Raw genomic sequence first — 22,849 nt, 5'->3', positions numbered from 1 at the left:
TATGCCCGGCCTTAGTGCGTGGCTGGAGTCACCATGGCGCTAATGGTGTCCTGGACATTCAAGACACCGATCGGCTTGCCGTCGCCATTGATCACGCAGCATTCACCCTGGCCGGTTTCAGCGAATTTTTTGGCCGCCTCTTCCAGCATGATGCCGCTCTCGACGGTGAGACCGCCTTCGAGCGTTTTGCTCTTGTCCATGACGGTATCGACCAGGATCACCCGGCCGCGGTTCACTTCCTTGACGAAGTCCGCGATGTAGGCGTCCGCCGGGTTCAAGACGATGTCCTGACCAGACCCCTGCTGAATGACTGCGCCATCGCGCAGGATGGCGATCTTGTCGCCAAGGCGCAGCGCCTCATCCAGATCGTGGGTGATGAAGACAATGGTTTTGTGCAGCTCTTCCTGCAGGTCGAGCAGAACGGTCTGCATGTCCATGCGGATCAGCGGATCAAGCGCCGAGAACGCTTCATCCATCAGCAGGATGTCGGCGTCATTGGTCAATGCCCGCGCCAGACCGACACGCTGCTGCATACCGCCGGAGAGCTGGTTCGGATAGTGATCCTCAAAGCCCTCAAGGCCCACCCGTGCAATCCAGCGGGACGCCCGCTCTTCAGCTTCCTTCATCGGTACGCCCTGGATTTCCAGGCCGTAGACGGTGTTTTTCATCACTGTCCGGTGCGGCAAAAGCGCAAACTTCTGGAACACCATCGCCGTTTTGTGGCGGCGAAATTCCCTCAGTTCGCCCTGAGACATCTTGCAGACGTCTTCATTGCCGTAGAGCACTTCGCCGTCTGTCGGGTCAATCAGCCGGTTGATGTGCCGGATCAAGGTGGATTTCCCAGATCCGGACAGGCCCATCACCACCTCGATCTTGCCACCCGGCATGGAGATGTTGATGTTGTTGAGCCCCAGAACATGATTGTGCTTTTCATTCAGCTCGGTCTTGGACATGCCGTCCTTGACGAGCTGCACCATGTCTTTGCCGTTCGGGCCGAAGATCTTGTAAAGATTCTTGATTTCAATGCCGGTTGCCTCAGCCATGGATCACCTCCGAATGTTTCTGAAGGCGTTTGCCATAGGCTTGCGTCGCCCGGTCAAAGATGATGGCGATGGCAACAATAGCCAGGCCGTTCATGACACCCATTGTCAGATACTGGTTTGCAATGGCATTCAGCACCGGCTGACCCAGACCCTTCACGCCAATCAGCGCTGCAACAACAACCATTGCAAGCGACATCATGATACACTGGTTGACACCAGCCATGATCGTCGGCAAAGCCAAAGGCAATTGAACATTGCTCAATTTCTGCCAGGAGCTTGACCCAAATGCATCGGCGGCTTCCAGAACATCTTTATCAACAAGGCGAATGCCAAGGTTGGTCAAACGGATCATCGGCGGGATCGCATAAATCACCACAGCGATCATTCCCGGGACTTTCCCAAGTCCGAAAATCATAACGACCGGGATGAGGTAAACGAAGCTTGGCATCGTTTGCATCAGGTCGAGAACCGGGTTGATCATGCTCTGCACACGATCCGACCGGGCCATCAAGATTCCAAGAGGAATCCCGAGCACAATTGCCATCAAGGTACAGACCGTGACCATGGCAATGGTGCGCATGGTATCTTCCCACATTCCGAGGAAGCCGATCAGGCACAAGGCAGCGAGAGAACCGAGAGTGATCTTAACGTTGCGGCTCATGAGGTAAACGATACCAACGAGTACAGCTAAGATGATTGGCCAGGGTGAATTGATCAGCAAATGTTCCAGAAAGATCAGGAAATCTTTGATCGGATCGAAAGCACTTTCAATTGCATCGCCGTATGCGCGCGTAAAATCTTTAAAGGACCCATCAACCGATTGGCGCAATGCGCGTAAACTGCCCCTGCTTAGCGAGGGAAATTCTTGTAGCCACTCCATCATTCTCGTCCCGTTATTATGCCCCTCATTGAAGAGCCCGCACATTTGCGCGGGCTCTTTTTTGCTTCAACGGATTACAGAGAAGCTTTTACCTTTTCTGCGACTTCCGGGCTCACCCACTTGGTCCAAACGTCTTCAAAGTTTTCCAGGAAGTAGTACGCACCGTCTTCGTTGGTTGCCTGGTTGTCTGTCATCCAGGCCAACACTTTACCGGCTGTCCGGTTGTCCCAAGTCCGACCCTTGACATAATCCATCGTCGGGCCTGCTTTTTTGGCAAAGTCGTCCGTGACAACCGTGAACACCTCAGACGCAACCCAAGAGTTCTTCTTCGGGTCCGGGCAGTCTTCGACCACAGTGCATTTGTCCCACTCTGCTTTGTCGTGCGGAACTTCAAAATCCAGCAGCGTCATGTCGTACTTTCCAAGCATCGCAGTCGGGGCCCAATAATAGCCGAGCCAACCTTCGCCACGTTCGTTTGCACGCGCCATGGAGCCGTCGAGACCGGCAGCAGAGCCCGGATCGACCAATTCAAAGCCAGCTTCTTCACCGCCATAAGCGCGGAACAGGTTGCCGGTCGTGATGCGGCAATTCCAGCCAGTCGGGCAGGTGAAGAAGCCGCCCTTGCTGTCATCTTCAGCACCTGGGAACAGGTCTGGCCGCGCGAGAGCAGCTTCAACTGTATAAATGTCATGTTCTTCAGCGATAGCGGTCGGGACCCACCAACCTTCTACACCGCCTTCGTTGAGGATTTCACCGCCAATGATCAGAGACCCTGCAGCAACAGCTTTGTCGAGCGGCTCACGAACAGCATTAATCCAGAGCTCCGGCGCCATGTCCGGCTCACCCTTTTCATTCATCGACGTAAAGGTTGGCATGGTGTCACCGGTCACCAGCTCTACGTTACAGCCATAGCCATTTTCAAGAATGATCTTATCTATCTGCGCGATCGCGCCAGCGGACGCCCAGTTCATTTCCGCGACGGTCACCGTACCGCAGTCTTCCGCCATGGCGGAAGATGCCATACCGATTAACGCGGTCGCAGCGACCGAGACAAACAACTTTTTCATGAGGGTACTCCTATGCAGTCTGTTTGTTGAGCTCTTCATTGGCGCAGCGCATGAATACTAAACAATAAGTATTCACCTCCCGGCGCATCAATTGAACATGTAAAATAGCGCTGTGGATCAAATCACACAGAAAGGCGTGAAGATCTTTGATCTTTTCTACTGCCTTTTCCAGCATCATAAACTTCGACCCAGCTCCCTAATCTTCACCGCAAAACCCGACGGGCCGCACAAGGTCGAAATAGCTATTTCAACCAAGCTCTTGGGCATGCGATCAATACAATTGCATTATGCGCCCTTCAGTACAACAGCCGACCTGCACTTCTTTTGGCCATCATGCGTGTTATTTCGTGAACTAGCCATCCAGCGACATTTTCCTGCCAAGAAACGCCATTTTTACTAAGAATGTAACTTTAAACAGGCGCCGCAACCACACTCAAAAGGTTAATTTTCCTTAAAAAGGCAATCAAAAGGAGAATTATGATAACGATCATTCTCCTAAAAACGTCATCGCAAAAGTGTCTTCTGCAACAGGGCATCGATTGAAGGGACACCCGACGAGGATTTTTGCAGCAACACGATAGGCCGTTGGAACCATTGATCAGTTTGCAGGCCTACGATGGTCAAACCGGAATACTGAGTCATCATACCAGCCCATTTTGGAACCGCGGCTTGTCCCAATCCGGCCTCAACCATGGCCGCAATCGTCTCCAGAGAATCCAGTTCGCACAAGACCGGAGTCTCACCAATTTGTGTTTCGAGATAGCTTGCGATCAACCGCCCGCCCCAGGTTGACCGGTCATAAAGTATCCAGGGCAGTTCTTCTTGCTGCGGTGCTATCGGCAATTCGCGCGGCGTAATATGCATGAAAGGTTCTTCAGCCATAGCCTTCTTGCGGATTTCTTTGGGCACAGAAAAAGGCGGCTCAACGCCGATCACAGCATCGAGCTCATCTGCGGCCAGGCTCTCATAAAGCGCCTGCGAACTTCCCGGGCGCACGGTTAGCCGAACTTCCGGCGCCGCCTCACGGAAGTAGAGGACCACCTTCGGCACAAAATCGAGCAACGCCGTTGAAATTGCTCCAAGCCGATAAGCCCCTCTCAGACCGTCCGAAGTGACGTGGCCAGACAGCCGCTGCGCGTCGCGGACCAGAGCTTGCGCTGCTGGCAGCATGTTCCGGCATTCCTGCGTCGGCTTGGCCGACTGGGCAGAGCGGGTCAAAAGCCGGCATCCCAAATCCGTTTCCAATACACGTATCCGCTGGCTGACGGCGGCTGCAGTTAATCCCTGCTGGCGGGCAGCCGCAGCAATCGATCCGGTCGTGACGACAGCAAGCAGGCTTTCGAGAAACCGTGTATCCAAAACTTTTTCCTATCCTAAGAAGAACAAAAAGATAGTAATTGTTTTGCAAGATCTCTGCTATGAAAATCCGGACAAATTCGGAGACAGCTTATGCAACCTTGTTTTCATCTCGCCTTTCATGTGACCGATCTGGACAACGCACGTGCGTTTTACGGCGGCATCCTGGGATGCCAGGAAGGCCGCAGCACGGAGACTTGGGTCGACTTCAATTTCTTCGGCCACCAGCTATCTCTGCATCTTGGCAAACCATTTGAAACAACAACCACCGGCAAAGTTGGCGCTCATATGGTTCCCATGCCGCATTTGGGCGCAGTCCTCGACATGACCGCTTGGAAGGCCCTTGCCGGTAAACTCACCGAAGCGGGATTGGAATTCGTCATTCCGCCCACCATCCGTTTTGAGGGCGAACCTGGGGAACAAAGCACCATGTTTTTTCTGGACCCGTCAGGGAACCCGATCGAAATCAAGGGATTTGCAAGCCAAGCTGGAGTGTTTGCGGCATGAAGACGGTTATTCCCTTCGTTTCCGAAGTCAGCGGCATGGAGCGCAAGAGCTGGCGGGATGCTCTTCCAGAAGCGCTGGACGGGATTGCCGAGGTCAAGGCCTTCGACGAGCTTTCAGACGAGGAGCGAAATGCCGCCAAAATCGCGATCGTCGCCAATCCCGATCCCGAGAAGGTCGCGGCCTTGAAAAATCTCGTTTGGGTGCAAAGCCTCTGGGCCGGGGTTGAACGGCTTGTAAAAGAACTGCCAGAAGATGGCCCGCTGATAGTCAGGCTGACCGATCCGCAAATGGCAGAAACCATGTCTGAAGCGGTCCTGGCCTGGACGCTGTATCTTCACCGCAGCATGCCGACCTATATGGCCCAACAGCGCGCCAAACTCTGGCTCGATCACCCTTTAAAAACACCGCAAGAGGTTACGGTGAGCGTCCTTGGCATTGGGAAACTGGGCCAAGCATCGGCGCTGCGGCTGAAGGCCAACGGGTTTAACGTCATCGGCTGGAGCCGCACCCCCAAAGTGATTGACGGGCTTAAAACATACTCCGGCCACGATGGCCTCCAAGACGTGTTGTCGCAATCAGATATTGCCGTGCTTTTGATGCCCCTGACGGATGACACGCGCGGGTTGTTCAATGAGACAGCTTTTGCAAACTTCAAATCCGGTGCCAGTTTGATCAATTTTGCCCGCGGCCCCATCATCAAAACGGATGCACTTTTAGGCGCCCTCAACAGCGGACAGCTCAACCACGCGGTCCTGGATGTCTTTGACGAGGAACCTTTGCCAGAAACACATCCCTTTTGGGATCACCCGCAGGTGACCGTGCTTCCCCATATCTCAGCCCCCACGATCACCAGCACAGCTTCCAAGATTGTGGCTCAGAACATTGGCCAGTATTTGCGAACCGGCGAGATTCCGGACGCTGTCGACCGCAAACAAGGGTATTGAAGCTGATAACGTCGTAATAGTGTCACCGAAGACCGCCTAAGAGGCTGTTTGATTTCATCAAGTTTCAAGGGTTTCCATGTCCAGCCTTCCTATTCTCGGTGCCGCCATGCCGCTTTCTTCCTATGAGGTTCACAAAGACCTCATGCTGGAAAAGCAAAGGGACCTGGAACTGCAGGATTTCGTGAAAGGCGAAGTCCTGAACGGCGATTGGCAGCCGCTCGCCGAACACGCCAAAAAACTGCTGGACGGCCACAAAGGCCGCCTTGGAATACATGGCCCCTTTTGGGGCTTCACCATTGACGCCATGGATCCGGAAATCCGCGAGATCGTCAAAAAGCGCCTGTTGCAAGGCCTTTCCGTGTGTGAGGCGATTGGCGGAACGCATATGGTGGTTCACAGCCCCTACAGCACCTGGGACTTCAACAATCTCGACAACAACGACAAGGGCCGGGAACGCAAGATCGAGGCCTGCCATTTGACCCTGCACGAAGCTGTCAAACGGGCCGAAGACATCGGTTGTGAACTGGTCCTGGAGAACATTGAAGACAAGGATCCCTATGCGCGGATCGAGCTTGCCGAGAGTTTCGGCTCGGATGCGGTGAAAATTTCCATCGACACCGGGCACGCGCATTACGCTCATGGATCAACCGGAGCTCCGCCGGTCGACTATTTCATCAAAGCTGCCGGCAACCGCCTGCGCCACATTCATTTGCAGGACGCGGACGGTTACGCAGACCGTCACTGGACCTTGGGCGAAGGCACAATCAACTGGCATTCGGTCTTTAAGGAATTGGGCAGATTGAACAGTGACCCGCGACTGATCGTCGAATTGCGCGATGTGTCCGGTCTGCCTGCGTCCATCGCCAACCTGGAAGCCATGGGACTGGCCCAGTAGACACTCGGCGCCGCCTATTTCGGCTTGGAGTTTTTCGGAATGACACAGGGACGGGCCTTTTCGTCGATGGCGCCCGATCCCCGGAACATATGACCCAGAAAATTGAGCGGCAACGACAACACTTCCCCAACAGCCCGGCCGGCACCTGCCTCTTTAACGATCAACTCGGGGGATTTGAGTGTTCCCTTGATTTCAAAGGGTGACACGATCTGGACCAGCTGCTTCTTCTTTGCCCGCGGCAGAAAGGCGAGGTTCAGTGCGCCGTTGCGGAAATCAATAGATCCTCCACCGACGATCTGAACATTTGCGGTCTCCACCACCAACGCATTTCCTGACGCTCTGCCGGACTTAAAACGCAAAGGCAACACCGCGCACACCAGCTTTGCGCGCTTGTCGCCCGATCCAGACACTAGCCAGGTGAAAGCGCTCAATCCGCTCAACTCCACGATCCGGTCGGGAAGGTGTCCGCCCCAGAGCGACGTTGTCAGTTTTCCAGTCAGCGTGCGTAAGAGATCCCGTTCAGACCCCATCGCGCCAGATAGATCAAAACTGGCGTAGACCGTGCTGGTAATCGGCGCGGCCAGACCGAGCTCTGTCATCAAGCTGCGCAGCGGAAATTTTTCCATCCGGCCTTTGGCAAAACCGCGTGCAGCTTCTTGGGTAAAGTCAACGCCAAAATCGCCTTTCACCAAGCCGCCAATATACGCCATAGAGAGATCGGCAACTTTCAGGATGTCATTTTCAAAATGGACATTCGCGGAAATGTTCCCCGCTTTCTTCTTGCCGGACACAAGGCTTTTGGCCGCAACACCGACATCAACCTTGACGTTGGATGCAATCCCATCTGTCAGCGAAACCGCATCCTTGGGCCCCGCCAGCCCGAGTTCAACGAAATCAGCCAATCCGGAAATCTCGGAGAGATCTATGGCATCTGAGGAAATGCCGCCCTGCAAAAGCCACACGTTTTCTTGTGATTGAAAACCCATGGACAAGTCCGCTTCAATCTGGCTGGACCCGGATGCAAGAGCGCCGACCAAACCCAACTGTCCGGCATCCAATGAACTTTCCCCTGTGAACGATATGGCCGGTAACTCCCGATCGGGCTCAATCAATCCTGATCTCAGCAATTCTGCAGGATCGGGAATTTTGAGCTCGGTTGAAAACGCCAACTTATCGACATGGCGAAGTTCAGGCACGGTCAGCGCAAAGCTGAGATCGAGCAGATCCGTCCCCACCACAGCCCCCTGGAGCGTTTCAAGCCCAAGCCAGCTCGCCGTATCGCTAATTTCGATGACCCCTTCAAGGGTGCCAAGATCCGGCTTGGGCGACACGTTGGGTTCCAACAGCAGCGCCACAGGAAACTGGAAATTCCCGGAAAGGGTGATACCGGTGAGCCCAATGACGTCGGCAACTTGCCCGGAAAGGACAAGATGGGGTTTTTCCAGCGGTCCATCTTTGATGACCAGCTCTTCCAAGCTAATGCGGCCATCGTCCTGTTTTGCAATCCGGCCCACGGTGATTGGGCCAATCGTTTCGATGTCCAAAATAGCCGCGCTGGTTTTCAGCTGGGCGTTGTCAACCGCCAGGCCGTTGAGCGGACCGCGGACCTCACCAGAAAGACCCAAGACATCAATTGCCAATTCATTGTCAGGATGCGCCATGGGAACAAGCGATGCATCAAACGCCAGATCAAGCACTGGATCGATGCTCGCATTTTCAATCGCTCCGGACACCCGGACACGATCTTCATGCTGACCGGCAAAAGCAATATCGATGTGCGAGATCGTTAGCGCATCGAGCGTTCCCGAAAATTGCCAAGATGCATTGATGGTACCGTCAAGTTCACTGGTAATCCCTGCTGAGGCCAATGCTTCGGACAAAGATGGTGAGACCCATTCGACACGTCCCTCAACACCGGCAACCTCTGTTGACGTATCGATTGTCCCGGACACTTTGGTGCTCAGCCCAGGAAACTGAAGATTGAGGTCAAAGCGCCCTGCCTTTAAAGGCCCGCCATCTGGCGGCCGGGCGATCTCTCCGGAGATTTTCAGCGGAGTTCCATTGAGCACGGCATCAAAAATAATCGCGAGCTCTCCGGCAGTGGCCGCAGGTGCGATCTGCAGAGTTTGAATATGAAGGGTTTCATCCCAGCCAACGGTCGCACCGACATAATGAAAGGTGACGTCGGACAATTTCAACGTATCGAACACCGGCATGTTGATGATATCGGAGGGAAGCTGGAAATACTCCGATCCCTTCCCGCCCGGTCTATCGGCGGTCTCAGCAATCTCGATATCTGCACCGGCCATCTCGAAATTGAAGATCTGAGACACATCCCCCAGAAAGAGCTGGTAGGGGGAATCGAAGCGCACAAACTCGAAAAACCGGCCTGGCGATCCGTCGTTTGTGCTCAGCCGTTCAACAACGGCATCTTCGATGCGCACGGTCACAACCCGTCCGAGATCGAATGCAACAGCGCCTTTCACTTGGGTATTGCGATCAAGCTGCGAGGTCAGGATTTGTCCGGCAACCGCCTGGCGTAGCGGCAAAAACGTATCCAACGTCAAAACCGCAGCGAACACAGCGCCCGCAATCACGATCAATCCGCCCAGACCAATCAGGACCCGGCGGACGACTTTCAGAAAGGTTCTGCGTTTTGCGCGATGTTCCGCTGCCATCATTAGCCCTGTCGAATTGCCAGAGCCGTTTTGGCTCTACCGGATTCTTGGGCCAATTACAGATCATCTGAAGTCTGCTTTCAATAAGCAGATTTCAGCAGTGGCGTGCCGGTTTTGCTGTTTTTGTCAATCGCTGGCGTCCGGCAGAACCGACAGGCTGACCTCAATCATCGCTTCAAGATCTTCAAGCGGCAGGCCGGCCTGCGACATGGTGAAGATTGACGCAGATTGTCCTGCGAAGAAATTGGCAAGGGCGACAATATCTGTGCCTTCCGGCAGCTCTTGATCCGTCTGCGCCCGCTCCAAGCGCTGAAGAAAAGCATCGCGCCGTGCCATGTTCATGGCGCGCATCTTATCTTGAATATGATCTGGCTGGGCCGCGCAATTGATCGTGCTGTTGATGATGAAACAGCCCTCCGGCAATCCGCTACCCTCTTTTGCATGGACAACCCCGCGCAGGGCTGCCCGCAGACTGTCTTTAAGCGCCTCGTCAGAATGAACCAGCGCCTCAATCATCGGAGTGCCCATTTCGTCCTGATACAGCTCCAGGGCTTTTTGGAAGATTTCGTCCTTATCGCCGAGGTTTGCATAAAGACCAGGCTTTGCCATGCCAGTGGCTTTAACAAGATCGGCCATAGACGTGCGGTCATAGCCCTGTTCCCACAATGTGTGCAGGGCAGATTTCAGCGCATCTTGCGGGTCGATTTTTCGCGGCCGGCCTCTGGGCATCGGATCAAACTTCCATCATCGGGGCAAATTAAAGTACCAATCCGTATTTTATTCTCTTGAATTCCGGATTCAAGATCTTATTAAAATACCGAAGCGTACTTTATTCCACACCCGACTCCAAAAGGAACTCAGATTGATGTCTAAAATCGAAGGAAAAGCAGCATTGGTTACTGGCGCAAACCGCGGAATTGGCCGGGCTTTTGTTGAAGAACTCCTATCCCGTGGCGTGGCAAAGGTTTACGCCGGTGCCCGCAACACCGACAATTTGAAGGATCTGGTCGCCGAGAACGGCGGCAAGGTGGTGGCCCTCAAACTTGATGTCACCAACGCTGAAGATATTTCTGCGGCCGCTGCCAACAAGGACGTCGCGCTTGTCGTCAACAATGCCGGAACCGCAGGTTTTTCCAGTTTCACAACGCCGGGCGCTGATGAGCGGGGCCGCCTTGAAATGGAAACCAATTTCTTCGGCACTCTGAATGTGTCCCAGGCTTTTGCTCCGGTTCTGAAGGAAAACGGCGGCGGCGCGATCATCAACATTGGCTCCATCGCCTCGCACATCAATTTCCCGGTTCTGGGCACCTATAGCGCCTCCAAAGCTGCCGTTCATTCACTTACCCAGGGCCTGCGCGCTGAACTCGCTGGTCAGGGAACACAGGTTGTCGGCGTCTATCCAGGGCCGGTGGACACCGATATGGCCGAGCAATTCGATGCCGACAAAACCGCACCACAAGAGGTTGTTCGTCAGATCCTCGACGCTTTGGAAAACGGAGAAGAAAACGTCTTCCCGGATCCGACTTCAACGCAGCTCTATGAGCAGTTCCTTGCCGCTCCGGACGCGACTGCGAAGTTTGTCGGCCAGACCTATCTCCCGGGCTAACGTTACCTGACAAGATACCCACAAAACCGCGCAGCTGGACCACACTCTGGCTGCGCGGTTTGCTTTTGCCTGCTATCCGAAACTCTCGGAATGGATCCGGGTTTCCGGTATCCCATGAGCTTCAAGACCTGACTTGATCTCGGCTGTAAAACCAGCTGGACCACAAAGAAGGTATTCTGTTCCGGGACCGGGAATGAGTTCGGTCAGGCTGGCTGCCGTGATCCGGCCACTCCGGTGATAATCCTCGCCCAGCCGATCAGAGGATTGCGGTTGACTGTAGTGGGTCAGGACATTGATCCACTCGCGCCCTTCAGCCAGTTTTATAACCTCATCGCTGAATGGATGATGCGCGCCATCGCGCGCACTGTGCACAAACCACACAGGCCGGGACCCCGGCTCAGCCGCCACCTCATGCAATATGCTCAGCATAGGCGTGACGCCGATCCCCGCGCTCACAAGAATCAGAGGCGCATCCCCATCCAAAACCTCAAAACCACCGGCAGGTTTGCGGGATTGCACCAGACTGCCGACGTCTAGCCCGTCGTGCAAATATCGTGAGCCCAGTCCATGCGGGTCGCGTTTTACAGAGATGCGGTAGCCGCTATCTTTTGGCGAGCCAGACAAGGAGTAGGAACGGCTGATCTTCGCACCGGCTCCTGGGATTTGAAGTTCGATTGGCAAATGCTGCCCGGCCTTAAAAGGCGCAAGCGGGCCGCCGTCCCGGGCTTCAAAAACAAATGACATGACATCGGCGCTCTCCCGTGTCTTCTCAACGAGCCGCAGCGAACGTGCTGAGTCCGCTTCTTCCTGCCAGCGCAGACGCAAGGCGGAAGGGAGTTCTACACTCTCCTCGATCGTCAAAGTTATGAGGCGACGCGCACCTGGAACGGCATCAACATCCTCGGATTCCCAGTCGATGCTGGCCGTACCGGTCAGTTGCAGCAAGCTGCCACTGGAAAAGTCCAGGAACAGGAACCCTGCCCTAGGATCAACGAGCAGATTGCCGATCGTGTTGTAATGATTGTTCCCGGCATAGTCCGGAAACCGGATGGTGCGGTCATCGATCACCTCAATAAAACCACGCTCCCCGCCGCGGTGGGAGACATCCATTCCAAAGGATCTGTCTTCGCCCTCACCGCGATAGCCGCTGGCAATGAAGAAGGTATCCGCTGCCCGGATCCAGTCCTGCTGGGTCTCCGACAATCCGCCCCCGCGTTGTACCGGCCCTGGCGTTCGCTCGGAGACACGCCAATAGGGACGTTCGCGAATGTATTGCGGGCAATTGCCAAAGGATTGGCCGACCGCAAACGAAATCTGCCCGTCGCGATTGTCCGCGACATGCCCGTTGACACGATTGCGCCGGCGAGTCTCCAGTTCGATCCCAAGAATGCCGATATCGGTCCCAGTCGAAAATGACTGCTCCAACGCATCGCCAGGGACCGGCCTGGCCCCAATCGTCAGAGTTTCTGGATCCGGAGATGCCACAAAACCTTCCGCGCCCTCCAGGACCGTGGCCCACGGTCGTCCGTGATTGTCCCGTGCAGACACGATCAGAAACGGCTGCGCTTCAAAAAAGTTGCGGTGCTGATCGGGCATATACGGCCGGATCACCTTACGGGCAAAATCTTCGATTTGCCGCACGCCCAGCCGCTCCTGTACCTGTTGTTCTCCGTAATGAAACGGGGACGGCGTACCGGCAGTGTCTTCCGGTGAATGAAACACAGTCATCAAACTCATCCTGACTACAATTTCTTAGGAAACTGCGGCGGAAGGAGGGGCAAATGCCCCTCCTCCAAGCAAAGTTTATGCGGCCAAGCCAACCGGTGTTTTCGGCATCGGCACAAACCCTGGCAACGCTTCGATGCGGGCCAGCAGAGCCTGGATTTTCGGATAATCCTTGAGAGAAATATCTCCCTCCGGTGCATGCGCCGTGTAGGTATAGACCGCGATATCTGCGATCGTCGGCTTGGAGCCAACAAGCCACTCCCGGTCATTCAGGTGGGTTTCGAAATACTCGAAAACGACCGCTGCGATACCCTTCGCCCGGTCGGTGTCAACGTCCGCACCAAAGACATTTGCCAACCGCGCTGCTGCCGGTCCATTGGCGATTTCATTGGCCGCAAGCGACAGAATTCTTTGGACTTCAGCTTCTTCAACGGGATCCGTTGGCAACCAGTTGGATGCATATTTCCGGGCCAGATAGACCAGAATTGCATTCGAATCCGAGAGGACAACATCACCGTCTTCGATCACCGGCACCTTGCCAAGCGGATTGAGTTTGAGGAACGGCTGCTGCTTGTGTTCACCTACGGCCAAATCAACCTTGATGATCTCATGATTGATTCCGGCAAGGCTGGCAAAAAGCTCGATCCGATGTGAGTGACCAGACAGCGGGAAGCTGTAAACTTTGACGGCATTGGACATTTCGTTCTCCTGAAATTTTATGATCGCGAAACACGTGAACTGTCTTTGGTGTCGCGCTGAACGAAATATGCAGATCCACAAAAAAGATATAATACTCCAATCTATTCAATGATTATGTATATTACGGAGACAATATAGCCAAAGAGAGCCCCCACGTGGACAAGATTGAAACCATCAGAGCGTTCGTTGCTGTGGCTCAAGAAGGGTCCTTTACCGGAGCCGGCCGCCGTCTCGGTTTGTCAACCAAGCTGGTTAGCAAATACGTCCAACAGCTCGAAAGCCAGTTGCAGACCCAGCTGTTCAACCGGACCACACGCAGTGTTTCGCTGACCGATGTTGGCGCTGCTTATCTGGAACGCTCCCGCCCACTTCTGGAGCAGATGGATGAGTTGGATTCTTTGGTGCGCGAACGCCAGACCGCCCTCTCCGGTCCCATCCGCCTAACCGCACCAACAGGATTTGGCAGCACAAAACTCGTACAGGCATTGATCCCGTTTTTGAAAGAAAATCCGGATGTCGAACTCGACATGAAGTTGACGGACAACCGGGTCGCTCTGGTTGAAGAAGGGTTTGACTTGGCTGTTCGAATTGGCGCCTTGCGGGATTCAACACTGATAGCGAAAAAGCTCTCCGACATGGAGCTGGTACTATGCGCCGCACCGGATTATCTCAATCGGCATGGCCGGCCGTCCGCGCCGGAAGCCCTCAGCACCCATGTCTGCCTCGTCGACAACAATCAGGTTGAGCTAAATGTCTGGCGGTTCTTTTCCAGGGATCAGGAACATGTCGTGCGGCTGCACGGCGCCGTTCAGACCAACTCTCCCGGAGCGCTGGCCCGCATGGCCATCGGCGGTCTCGGCATCACGCTTGCACCCTATTACGCGATCGAAGACGAGCTGGAAAATGGCCGCTTGGAGAGGGTTCTACCGGACTATCGAACCAGTGTTTTTGGTCTTTACGCGCTCTATCCGCCCAACCGGCATCTGACTCGGCGGGTCCGTGCCCTGATCGATCATTTAAGTGCGAGTTTTTGAGATCTTGGTCCGGGCATCGGTTATGGAACTTTCCAGCCCGAACCTATTTTCAGATAAGCTGGGAAGTTAGAGCCTGTCGCATCTAATTGGATCCATTTGATGCTGAAAAACGGCTCCTTCGGCTAGGCGCGTTCGTGAAACGCGATCTGGTTGATCGTGTGAGCGGCGCAACGCTGCCGATGGGCCGATTTTCTACACCCATCAATATCAAAAAGCGAAAGAAAAAGGGCCGGACACATTTGCTCACTTGCGTCGTTGTTTTGCGCTTATGGTGATCACACCATCGCACGCAAACCGCCTAGCCAGAGATCAAATGTGTCGCGGTCAAATGAAACCAATTAGATGCGACAGGCTCTAAGCTCTCCCTCCAAGCATTTTTGGCGCAACGATTTCGCGTGCAGCGCCCGTTTTCACATCATAGAGCAGCGCAGACACAACGATGTTGTCCGGGATTTCCGGGGCGCTGCGCAGTCGCTTGATATCGTCTTTCATCGTCTCCTCATGATCATGGATTGCTGACTGCGACACGTCGATACCGAGGTTTTTTTTCAGCGCCTGTTGCATCTCAGGATCAGCCAAACGCTGCGCACCACACTGAGTATGCTGCAGGATCACCAGCTCGAACCCGCCCCCTTGTCCACCGCTCATCTGCTTGACCATGAAGGCAATAGCACCGATTTCCTGGATCACAGCATCGGTTACCCGTCCGCCGTTGTTGCGGATCACAACGGCTTCCCCAAGCTCCAGGCCAAGGATATGGGCTGGGTCGACCCGGGCATCGATACAAGTGAGGATCATGGTACCGAGTTTCGGCAGGATCGGTAGATCCGCGGCATCAAAACCTTCGGCTAGAGCCTGGTTACGTTCCAACAAGATTGAAGTGGCTGTCATGTGATGGATCTCCTGGAGGTTTGGGATCAGGTCGTCTTAGATGTCATGAAAAATCAGGATGCCTGCCGCAGCGGTGTCCTCAGCGCGGCAGAAGAATGGGTTTCCTGCCACTCCGGTGTGTCCTGACAGAACTGGGGTTGGGCAATCCGGACGTAGTCCCGCTCTCTTTGGATCTCATCCAGGTCCAAGGCAGGCGTCAGCAGCATCTTTGCAAAACCGGCCAAAGCGCCAATCCGCTTGGAAAAGCGTGCCTTGAGATCTGGCCGTTCCGCGATCGTCCGCCGGACAATGCTTTCAAAGGTCTCAGGTAGTCGGCCACCGACCTTGGCAACATGATCGGTTGGCGCGGTCACGGCAAAGGCGCCGCGCCGGTATTCTTCTGCATAAATGGCAAGCTGTGAGACCGCGGCTTCGGAGTAGTTGGACGGCGGATGGGCCCGAAGTGCCTTGGTCATCATCTTTTCAGAAATGTCCATATAGGAGACTTTCCGGCCCAGCGCCCGGCCCATGGCCGCAGCGATGTCGTTGGGCGACAACAACTCAGGTCCGGTCGGCCGATAGGTTTTTCCCGCATGAGATGTTGGGTCGATCAAGGCTGCTGCTGCGACGCTGGCGATGTCCTCGTTGGACGGCGGAGCGTTCTTTTTGACGCTGCCCTCACCGAGCGGCATCGCGAACAGGCCGAGATGCGCGGCCATATCCAGTACCATCAGATAATTGTCGGCGAACCAGCCGGGATTGACCGAGGTCACTGTCATGCCGGATGGCATTCGAATGAGTGTGTCAGACAAATAGATTTCGCGGGTGAACAAGGACGGATGATCGGCCGCCGACAGCCACTGGCCCAAAGTCACAACATGCTCAAGCTGTGCCTCGACCGCAGCAACAGTGAACACCGCATTGTAGTGCAATCCATTCGGCGCGGTCGGCGCACATTGGTAAGCCCGTTGCATCCCGGCCATCGCTTTGCGCATGTCGCTCAAGGCATATTGATCGCCGACAATGATTTCAGCGCCTGCCTTGGCCAGCAGGTCGGACCGGTTATCGCGTTTGCGGACGAAAGCCCGAACAGGAAAGGCCTTTTCGAGCAGTTGAAGGGTGAGCGGCAAACCGGTTTTTCCGGCAGCGCTGGTAACCAGAATGTTCGGCAGTGTTGACACGGCGGGTCTCCTGTCTAGTTTCTGGTTAGATAAATAAAGTGATCACTTTATTTTTTAAAGTAACAAAACCGTGAGGACAAAATGACCAAAGCCCGGTCTTACAAATTGCTGTGCCCGATTGCTCGCGCGCTCGACCGGATCGGAGACCGCTGGACCTTGTTGATCCTGCGGGATCTGCATGCAGGCCCAGCCCGGTTTTCAGAACTTCAACGGGGATTGACCGGTATCGCAGCGAACCTTTTGACCGAACGGCTAGCCAAGCTTGCCGACGACGGCTTGATCGAAAAACAGGACGCTGGCCATGGCACCACTGTTTATGAACTGACTGATCTTGGCCGGCAGACCGGCAATGTCATTTTTGAGCTGGCTATGTTTGGCGGGCAGTTCAAACCGGAGGTTCCAACGATTAGACCCGGAAATCTCAGGACCGTTGCCACCACCTTAGGCGCGGCAGCCAAGCGGGTTCCAACGGACGATCTATCTTTCCGCGCAGAACTGCGCGTCGATGGCGAGGCAATCGATCTTCAGGTTGAAAATGGCACCATCAACGCACGGTACTCCGCTTCGGCAAACCCAGATCTCATTTTCACGACCGGATATGAAGCGCTGCTGGCCATGTCCGAAGGCGAAATGGAGCCAAACGTTTTCCTGCGCGATCACGCGGATCTGGATGTCAAAACACCTGGCAAGGAGGCCGAGTTTTTGATGCTGATGACACGTGTGACGGATCTGTTGACGGGCTGAATTTCACCAAGCAGAACATCGTTTCCACTTCGATCCACGCAATTTGTATTATCTGCGTCAACTGTTACCGTCCCCCTGAATACAGTTTTCGCGTGAAGCAAGTCCTATCAAACCAGATCCAGAGACGTGGCAGATTTTGGAACAATTGAGAGGTCTGCGAAGGTCTTGGCCGAAGTGGCAACGATGTTATCCCGTTGCATCAGGTCCACCTGCCCAGAAGTGACCGGCGGGCGCGGTAAATGGCTTGCCAGGTCAGCAAGCAGCCACCAGATTGGAAATGGCACTGGCAGCAGCAACCGGCGCCGGCCCGAGCGGGCGGCGAGTCGGGTCACGATCTCACGATAGCTGAACACGTCAGGCCCGCCGAGCTCATAGATTGCTCCAGAATTATCGGTCTGATCTGCAGCCTCGCAGATAGCTTCAGCGACGTCGCCAACGAAAACGGGTTGAAGCCGTGTCCCGCCTGTGCCGAAAAGCGGCACAATTGGAAGCATCCGTATGATTGCATCTAGGTCACCGAAAAAGGCGCCGCTACGGCTGAACAAAACGCTTGGCCGTAAGATGATGGTATTTGCACAGGCACTGCGGACCGCCTCATCGCCCTCACCGCGCGCGCGAACATAGGCTGAGCGGGCCATCGGAGACGCCCCAATCCCGGAAATGTGGATCAGCTTGCAAGTCCCGGAAGCCTCGACGGCGTCTGCGATTTTGCACGCCGCGTCGACATGAACGTCCCAGAAGGTTTGATCGCGCGTTTCAACATAAAACCCGATGCAGTTGATCACAGTTCCCGCACCATCAAGGGCGCGGCTCAAAACCTCATCGTTCAGCAGGTCGACCTTGACCGGACGAACCTCACGCCCCCAAATCTTGGAGTGGCGAGCAATCTTTTCAGGAAACCGGGTCCCGACAGCAACTGAGTGTCCGCGCTCCAGCAGCTTCCGAACGACCCGGTGTCCGAGGAACCCAGTTCCACCCAGTACGATCACGTCCCCTTTTGCCATATAACGATCACACCTCCGCAGGCGTCGTTTTTAGCATCAACATGCGGCAGAAATCCGAAAGCTGCGGTCTGCCCAGCAAATGGCGCTCGAGAAACGTGCCGCCTACAGCGACCAGTTCCATCCTGTTTTCTCCTCGGAGAGTGCCCAAAGCTTGGCAGCCTGTTCTCGGTCCAGAGCGAATGCTTCCAGCGCACACTCCCCAACTGGGCCGACCATTTCGAACTTCGTTGGTCCGTAATATTTTGCTGGTTCCAGCCCCTCTTCCGTGGCGCACATGACCTCTGGCCAGGAGCCTCGCTCTGCGGATTGTGCCAGCGGCGAAAGCAAAGTGGCCAGCACCCTTGTGGTGAGACTTGCCGTGTCGCGGATCAATCCGGTTCGCGACGCGCCGGGGTGACAAACGTGGACCTGTACGGCCTTGCCAGCTGCCTGCCCCCGGCGCTGAAGCTCATAACCAAATATCATCTGGGCCAGTTTGCTCTGGGCGTAGGCGTTCCATGCGGAGTAGTCCTTGCCATAGTTCAGGTCTTCGAACCGGATCCGTTTGTCGCCCATCTTATAGCCATTGCTGCCAACCACCACGATCCTGCCCTTGGATTGTTCAACACGCTCGTACAACAACCCACACAGCAGAAAATGACCGAAGTAATTCACGCTAAGCTGGCTTTCAAAGCCGTCCACAGTAAGCTGTTGTGTGGCCACCTGCGCTATGGCCGCGTTGCAAATGAGGGCGTCTATTTGGGGAACTGTTGACCGGATTTCCGCTGCCGCCTCCCGCACGCTTTCCAATACGGCAAGGTCCATGCGGATGAAACTGACCTCAGCGTCCGGCCCGAACTCCTGTTTTAAAGCATCAATGGCCCCAACTGACTTCTCCGCACTGCGGTTCATCATCACCACGCGCGCGCCCTTTGACAGGAATACCCGCGAAGCCTCAAAACCAGCGCCCCCGTTTGCACCGGTGATCACATAGGTTTTGCCCGCAAGAGACCCAAGGCGCTCCGGTGTCCAGCCTTTTGGCCCAAATCTATTTTCCACGTCATGCTCCTTCCAGCAAAGGCTGGCTACTTGTTTTCGGCGGGACATTCCCGCCGACATGAAATAAAACATAGGTATCGAAACAGAGAAAAAGCAGGCGAATTAATCTTCAAAACATGCCTGATTGTCTCAAAAGAGTTGCATTAGGCACTTTCCCATGGCAAGTCCACGATATGAGCAGACAACAGATCAGACAGATCATCGACGCCTGCCTCCCAGATGCCGGATTGGTCGAAACCGGGGTAAAGGGCGTGCAGCTCTTCCGCGTTACAGAACCGATAGCCTGCACACCTGCGGTTTACGAGCCTACAGTCGTTGCCATTGTCAACGGTGCCAAAGAAGCCATTCTGGACGGCAAACGGCATGTTTATGACAGCCGACGGTATCTTTGTTGCCCGATGTCGATGCCGGTGGAGGCAGGCACGCCAACTGCCTCACTGGAGAAACCGCTCCTCGGCGTCATAATCTCCCTTGACACGCGGGTGATGACCGAACTGACCATTGAGATTGAGAGCGCCACTGGCTCTATCCAGAGAACTGGCGGCGGCGCGCCGCCACCGGGGCTGGCGCTTGCCGAGTGGGATGCAGCCTTCACCGATGCCCTGCACAGGCTTATCCAACTTGCCTCTAACCCGTTGGATGCAGCGGTTCTCGGGGAAGGCAGGCTCCGCGAACTCTATTATGCCGTTTTGAAGGGTGACGCGGGTATCGCCGCGCGCCGAGCTTTCGGGGTTGGCAACGAAATCGCCCGAACCATTCAATTCCTGTCAGCACGCCTGAATGAACTGGTCACCATTGATGACATGGCCGCACACGCCGGTATGAGCCGGGCCGTGTTTCACCGCAAGTTCAAACAGGCAACTTCGATGTCACCGATCCAGTTCGCGAAATCCATGCGCTTGAATCACGCCGCCATGAAGATTGCCGGCGGAATGAACGTGAGCGAAGCGGCCTGGGACGTGGGCTATGCGAGTTCCTCACAGTTCAGCCGCGAATTCAAACGCCTGTATGGACAATCGCCCAAACAGTGGAGTCAGGCGACACAGCTCCCCGCGGGACTGATATGAGGGCAACGTGGTTTTTCCAGCCGCGACAGCCCTGACAATAGGGCCTGCGTCCGGTTTTTCCGGAACATCCGTCGTTTGCGCTCTTGGCAACAGACGGACGCCTTTCCTGACACAAAGAATTCTTATCCACGCCCCACTCCCCTAGCGTATGATGATCGTGTATCCGCTCACACGGGCTTTTTGGGGGACCGTCCCTCATGAGGGAGCGGATCGGGCGGGGCTGACGGGCCGGTGTAACGAACCGGACCGGGGTCCGGCGCGATAATGGACGGCGGTGACCCTGCAGCGGCAACACCGAGTAGCGGCCGGCTGGGCGTGCTGCGGAGGGCGGATTGACACCCCGCACTTCGAGTCTGGCCGGTGCTGTGCCACGGCGCGCACCAAACAGCCCGGGCGGGGCAGTCAAGCTTTGCCGAAGACTCTTGTTTTTTATGTTGCGCAGGCAAGGCCCGGCGCGCCCCGCCACTCCTGTGGCTTAGGAAAGAACTTTTAGCCAAAACGCCGGAGGGCCTCCTCGCGGCGGATTTGGTGCTGGCGCTTTCCGGCTTTGCCGTCCCGACTTCCGAGCCGGGACCGTTTACAAGCAAGACTTGACCCCGGATCAAGTCCGGGGCGGCAGCTATTCGTTTTCATACCGCTGATCAAGCAGTAGCCGCTCCAGATACTTACCCGGCTAATAATCTTGAAAACTCGGCCCTCAGCTGATGCGATCCACGCTGTCCTTGCAAGATGTTCTTGAGTTCGCCGTCCGCGTTAAACAGCAAGAGAGTGACATGCTGAACACCGTAGCGGTTGGCAAAGGCCCGGCCACTCGCGGACTTTATATTGGCAATCACATAGTCCAGCCGGCCGTCCTGAAACTGCTTCAAGGCGGATCGGGTTTCCTTCTGCAAGGCCAGACACAAAGAGCAATTCGGATCATGGACCTGCACGATAGTCGGCGTCCCATTGCCAACCCGCGTCAGATCGTGTTCGTTCAGGGTGTTGATGACATTGCTGGCAAGCGCATAGCCAACTCCGCCGACGACACCTGCGCCGATGACAATATTGCGGGTGAGCCGCAGGAAATTGCGGCGCCCGGCAGAGACATCATTATGCCTGGTCTTGGCCTTCTGCAACTGAGGTTTATTAGACGTTTGTTTCTTCGGTTTCCTGTGCTTTTTCATGAGGTCACCTGTTCGAATTTTTGAGATCTACTGCGGCCCAGATCACGTCACCACGATCTTGGCTCCGGGCCGGACACGGTCGTAAAGATCGATCACATCCTGATTGATGAGGCGGACACATCCGGAGGACACAGCCTTGCCGATGGAGGCCGGTTCGTTGGTGCCGTGCAGACGGTAGAGCGTGTCGACATTGCCCTGGAAGATGTACAGCGCCCGGGCTCCGAGCGGATTGCCCAAACCGGGTTGCATGCCGCCGTTCTCGGCACTGTATTTTTCCAAATGCGGCTCCCGGGCAATCATTTCAGCTGGCGGCGTCCAGGTCGGCCAGGGCCGTTTCCAGGCAACCCGCGCCCGTCCGGACCACTCAAAACCTTGCCGTCCGAGACCAACGCCATACCGCATGGCCGTCCCGCTCGGTTCAACCAGATAGAGATAGAAACTGGTCGTATCGACGATGATCGTCCCGTCGTCCTCATTGCTCTGATACGCCACACGTGTGCGGCGGAATTTCGGTTCCAGGACCTTTGGATCAATCGCCGGCAGCGGAAACTCTTCGTTCGGCCGCGAGCCATAATTTAAGATGAAGTCACGATCGACCGGCGGCCGAACCGGTTGCGGTGCGGGCGCTGTGCGTGTTGGCGAACAGCCAGCCAGCGCAAGGCCAACCATGGCCAAACCGCCGGACAGGGCCTGACGCCGTGTCACGTTTCTTGTCATTTCAGATGTATCCGGATCGATAAGTTTTAAAGCACCACAACCTTGGTTCCGAGCGGAACGCGGTTATAGAGATCGATGACATGATCGTTGATCATACGGATACATCCGTTGGAGACCGACCGGCCAATGGACTTCGGCTGTGTGGTTCCATGAATGCGGTACATGGTGTCCCGGCCGTTCTTATAAAGATACAGCGCGCGGGCCCCGAGCGGATTGTTCAAACCGCCTGGCACACCCTTGGCGTATTTGGCGTATTTTCCCGGCTCCCGGCGGATCATATTCTTGGTCGGCCGCCAGCTAGGCCATTCGGCTTTGCGCTCCACGCTCGCATTGCCCTTGAAGGCAAGTCCGGCCTTGCCGACACCAACGCCATAGCGGCGCGCCTTGCCAAACCCTTCGATCAGGTAGAGGAAATGGTTCTTCGGGTCGACCACGATGGTTCCGCGTTCATAGCGGAAACCATAACGCACGGACTGCGGTTCATATTGTGGATCGACTTTAAAATTCTTGTATTTCGCGGTGTGGTGCGCTTCAGCCACAAGCGGCTGTGAGGCGGCAAGCACGGCTGCACTTCCAAGCAGCAGGTCTCGTCTGGTAATCACGGGATGTCTCCTGAATTTCATTGATC

22 protein-coding genes are annotated in these 22,849 nt (G+C 55.4%); 7 read left to right on the top strand and 15 right to left on the bottom strand.

The annotated features are described in order from the left end of the window. Positions 1-11 precede the first annotated feature (11 nt). The 4 genes from FJ695_RS08125 to FJ695_RS08110 form a co-directional block, all read right to left on the bottom strand. On the bottom strand, positions 12-1,043 hold the full coding sequence (locus FJ695_RS08125) for a glycine betaine/L-proline ABC transporter ATP-binding protein (RefSeq protein WP_141184963.1): 1,032 nt from the start codon (positions 1,041-1,043) through the stop codon (positions 12-14). Then, entirely contained in the window at positions 1,036-1,923 is an 888-nt protein-coding gene (locus FJ695_RS08120) for a proline/glycine betaine ABC transporter permease (RefSeq protein ID WP_141188636.1), read from the bottom strand. Before FJ695_RS08120 ends, FJ695_RS08125 begins: the two co-directional genes overlap by 8 nt. 74 nt (positions 1,924-1,997) lie before the next feature. Further along, entirely contained in the window at positions 1,998-2,990 is a 993-nt protein-coding gene (locus FJ695_RS08115) for an ABC transporter substrate-binding protein (RefSeq protein ID WP_141184962.1), read from the bottom strand. A 504-nt stretch (positions 2,991-3,494) separates the two neighbouring features. Next, entirely contained in the window at positions 3,495-4,349 is an 855-nt protein-coding gene (locus FJ695_RS08110) for a LysR family transcriptional regulator (RefSeq protein WP_141184961.1), read from the bottom strand. Between the two features lie 90 nt (positions 4,350-4,439). On the opposite strand from FJ695_RS08110, the gene FJ695_RS08105 reads away from it, so the two are divergent. The 3 genes from FJ695_RS08105 (at position 4,440) to FJ695_RS08095 (ending at position 6,692) form a co-directional block, all read left to right on the top strand. Then, positions 4,440-4,853, top strand: coding sequence for a VOC family protein (locus FJ695_RS08105; protein ID WP_141184960.1), 414 nt, complete (start codon positions 4,440-4,442; stop codon positions 4,851-4,853). Continuing rightward, positions 4,850-5,797 carry a glyoxylate/hydroxypyruvate reductase A gene (locus tag FJ695_RS08100; protein ID WP_141184959.1) on the top strand — a complete coding sequence of 316 codons (948 nt, stop codon included), beginning with the start codon at positions 4,850-4,852 and terminating at the stop codon, positions 5,795-5,797. Before FJ695_RS08105 ends, FJ695_RS08100 begins: the two co-directional genes overlap by 4 nt. Before the next feature lie 76 nt (positions 5,798-5,873). Then, positions 5,874-6,692 carry a sugar phosphate isomerase/epimerase gene (locus tag FJ695_RS08095; protein ID WP_141184958.1) on the top strand — a complete coding sequence of 273 codons (819 nt, stop codon included), beginning with the start codon at positions 5,874-5,876 and terminating at the stop codon, positions 6,690-6,692. A gap of 14 nt (positions 6,693-6,706) precedes the next feature. Here FJ695_RS08095 and FJ695_RS08090 read toward each other — a convergent pair whose 3' ends face one another. Together FJ695_RS08090 and FJ695_RS08085 are read right to left on the bottom strand one after the other, a co-directional pair. Further along, on the bottom strand, positions 6,707-9,373 hold the full coding sequence (locus tag FJ695_RS08090) for an AsmA-like C-terminal region-containing protein (protein WP_141184957.1): 2,667 nt from the start codon (positions 9,371-9,373) through the stop codon (positions 6,707-6,709). A 123-nt stretch (positions 9,374-9,496) separates the two neighbouring features. Then, positions 9,497-10,099, bottom strand: a complete 603-nt coding sequence (locus FJ695_RS08085) for a TetR/AcrR family transcriptional regulator (RefSeq protein ID WP_141184956.1) — start codon at positions 10,097-10,099, stop codon at positions 9,497-9,499. 136 nt (positions 10,100-10,235) lie between these two features. Here FJ695_RS08085 and FJ695_RS08080 point away from each other — a divergent pair, with 136 nt between their 5' ends. Next, the gene (locus FJ695_RS08080; RefSeq protein WP_141184955.1) at positions 10,236-10,976 is read left to right on the top strand and encodes an SDR family oxidoreductase; all 741 of its coding nucleotides are present in this window, start codon (positions 10,236-10,238) and stop codon (positions 10,974-10,976) included. A 72-nt stretch (positions 10,977-11,048) separates the two neighbouring features. Here FJ695_RS08080 and FJ695_RS08075 read toward each other — a convergent pair whose 3' ends face one another. Together FJ695_RS08075 and FJ695_RS08070 are read right to left on the bottom strand one after the other, a co-directional pair. Then, the gene (locus FJ695_RS08075; RefSeq protein ID WP_168206293.1) at positions 11,049-12,704 is read right to left on the bottom strand and encodes a pyridoxamine 5'-phosphate oxidase family protein; all 1,656 of its coding nucleotides are present in this window, start codon (positions 12,702-12,704) and stop codon (positions 11,049-11,051) included. Positions 12,705-12,779: 75 nt separating this feature from the next. Further along, complete coding sequence (locus tag FJ695_RS08070) at positions 12,780-13,400, bottom strand: glutathione S-transferase family protein (RefSeq protein WP_141184953.1); 621 nt, start codon at positions 13,398-13,400, stop codon at positions 12,780-12,782. Positions 13,401-13,555: 155 nt separating this feature from the next. Between FJ695_RS08070 and FJ695_RS08065 the strand changes: the two genes are divergently transcribed. After that, a complete protein-coding gene (locus FJ695_RS08065) occupies positions 13,556-14,434 on the top strand; it encodes a LysR family transcriptional regulator (protein ID WP_141184952.1) in 879 nt (292 codons plus the stop codon). 354 nt (positions 14,435-14,788) lie between these two features. On the opposite strand, the gene FJ695_RS08060 is transcribed toward FJ695_RS08065, so the two are convergent. Then, the gene (locus FJ695_RS08060; RefSeq protein WP_141184951.1) at positions 14,789-15,325 is read right to left on the bottom strand and encodes a carbonic anhydrase; all 537 of its coding nucleotides are present in this window, start codon (positions 15,323-15,325) and stop codon (positions 14,789-14,791) included. Positions 15,326-15,378: 53 nt separating this feature from the next. Beyond that, positions 15,379-16,485 (bottom strand): NmrA family NAD(P)-binding protein, encoded by a 1,107-nt coding sequence (locus tag FJ695_RS08055; protein WP_141184950.1) that lies wholly within the window; start codon positions 16,483-16,485, stop codon positions 15,379-15,381. Positions 16,486-16,566: 81 nt separating this feature from the next. Here FJ695_RS08055 and FJ695_RS08050 point away from each other — a divergent pair, with 81 nt between their 5' ends. After that, positions 16,567-17,229: a helix-turn-helix domain-containing protein gene (locus tag FJ695_RS08050; protein ID WP_141184949.1), complete on the top strand. Its 663-nt coding sequence runs from the start codon at positions 16,567-16,569 to the stop codon at positions 17,227-17,229. 107 nt (positions 17,230-17,336) lie between these two features. Here the strand turns inward: FJ695_RS08050 and FJ695_RS08045 are convergent, their stop codons facing one another. Further along, positions 17,337-18,233, bottom strand: a complete 897-nt coding sequence (locus FJ695_RS08045) for a complex I NDUFA9 subunit family protein (RefSeq protein WP_141184948.1) — start codon at positions 18,231-18,233, stop codon at positions 17,337-17,339. 102 nt (positions 18,234-18,335) lie between these two features. Continuing rightward, positions 18,336-19,271 (bottom strand): SDR family oxidoreductase, encoded by a 936-nt coding sequence (locus FJ695_RS08040; RefSeq protein ID WP_209010970.1) that lies wholly within the window; start codon positions 19,269-19,271, stop codon positions 18,336-18,338. A 173-nt stretch (positions 19,272-19,444) separates the two neighbouring features. Between FJ695_RS08040 and FJ695_RS08035 the strand changes: the two genes are divergently transcribed. Next, on the top strand, positions 19,445-20,338 hold the full coding sequence (locus tag FJ695_RS08035; RefSeq protein WP_141184946.1) for an AraC family transcriptional regulator: 894 nt from the start codon (positions 19,445-19,447) through the stop codon (positions 20,336-20,338). A 665-nt stretch (positions 20,339-21,003) separates the two neighbouring features. On the opposite strand, the gene FJ695_RS08030 is transcribed toward FJ695_RS08035, so the two are convergent. The 3 genes from FJ695_RS08030 to FJ695_RS08020 are packed head-to-tail and all read right to left on the bottom strand — an operon-like array spanning position 21,004 to position 22,844. Continuing rightward, positions 21,004-21,504, bottom strand: a complete 501-nt coding sequence (locus FJ695_RS08030; protein ID WP_141184945.1) for a thioredoxin family protein — start codon at positions 21,502-21,504, stop codon at positions 21,004-21,006. A 42-nt stretch (positions 21,505-21,546) separates the two neighbouring features. Continuing rightward, entirely contained in the window at positions 21,547-22,221 is a 675-nt protein-coding gene (locus FJ695_RS08025) for a L,D-transpeptidase (RefSeq protein WP_141184944.1), read from the bottom strand. Between the two features lie 26 nt (positions 22,222-22,247). Continuing rightward, positions 22,248-22,844: a L,D-transpeptidase gene (locus tag FJ695_RS08020; RefSeq protein ID WP_141184943.1), complete on the bottom strand. Its 597-nt coding sequence runs from the start codon at positions 22,842-22,844 to the stop codon at positions 22,248-22,250. Positions 22,845-22,849 lie beyond the last annotated feature (5 nt).

It is taken from the genome of Labrenzia sp. PHM005 (assembly GCF_006517275.1).
In the GTDB taxonomy this organism is placed as follows: domain Bacteria; phylum Pseudomonadota; class Alphaproteobacteria; order Rhizobiales; family Stappiaceae; genus Roseibium.
Note: the sequence above shows the minus strand (reverse complement) of the source record. Positions and strands in the feature narration are given on the sequence as shown.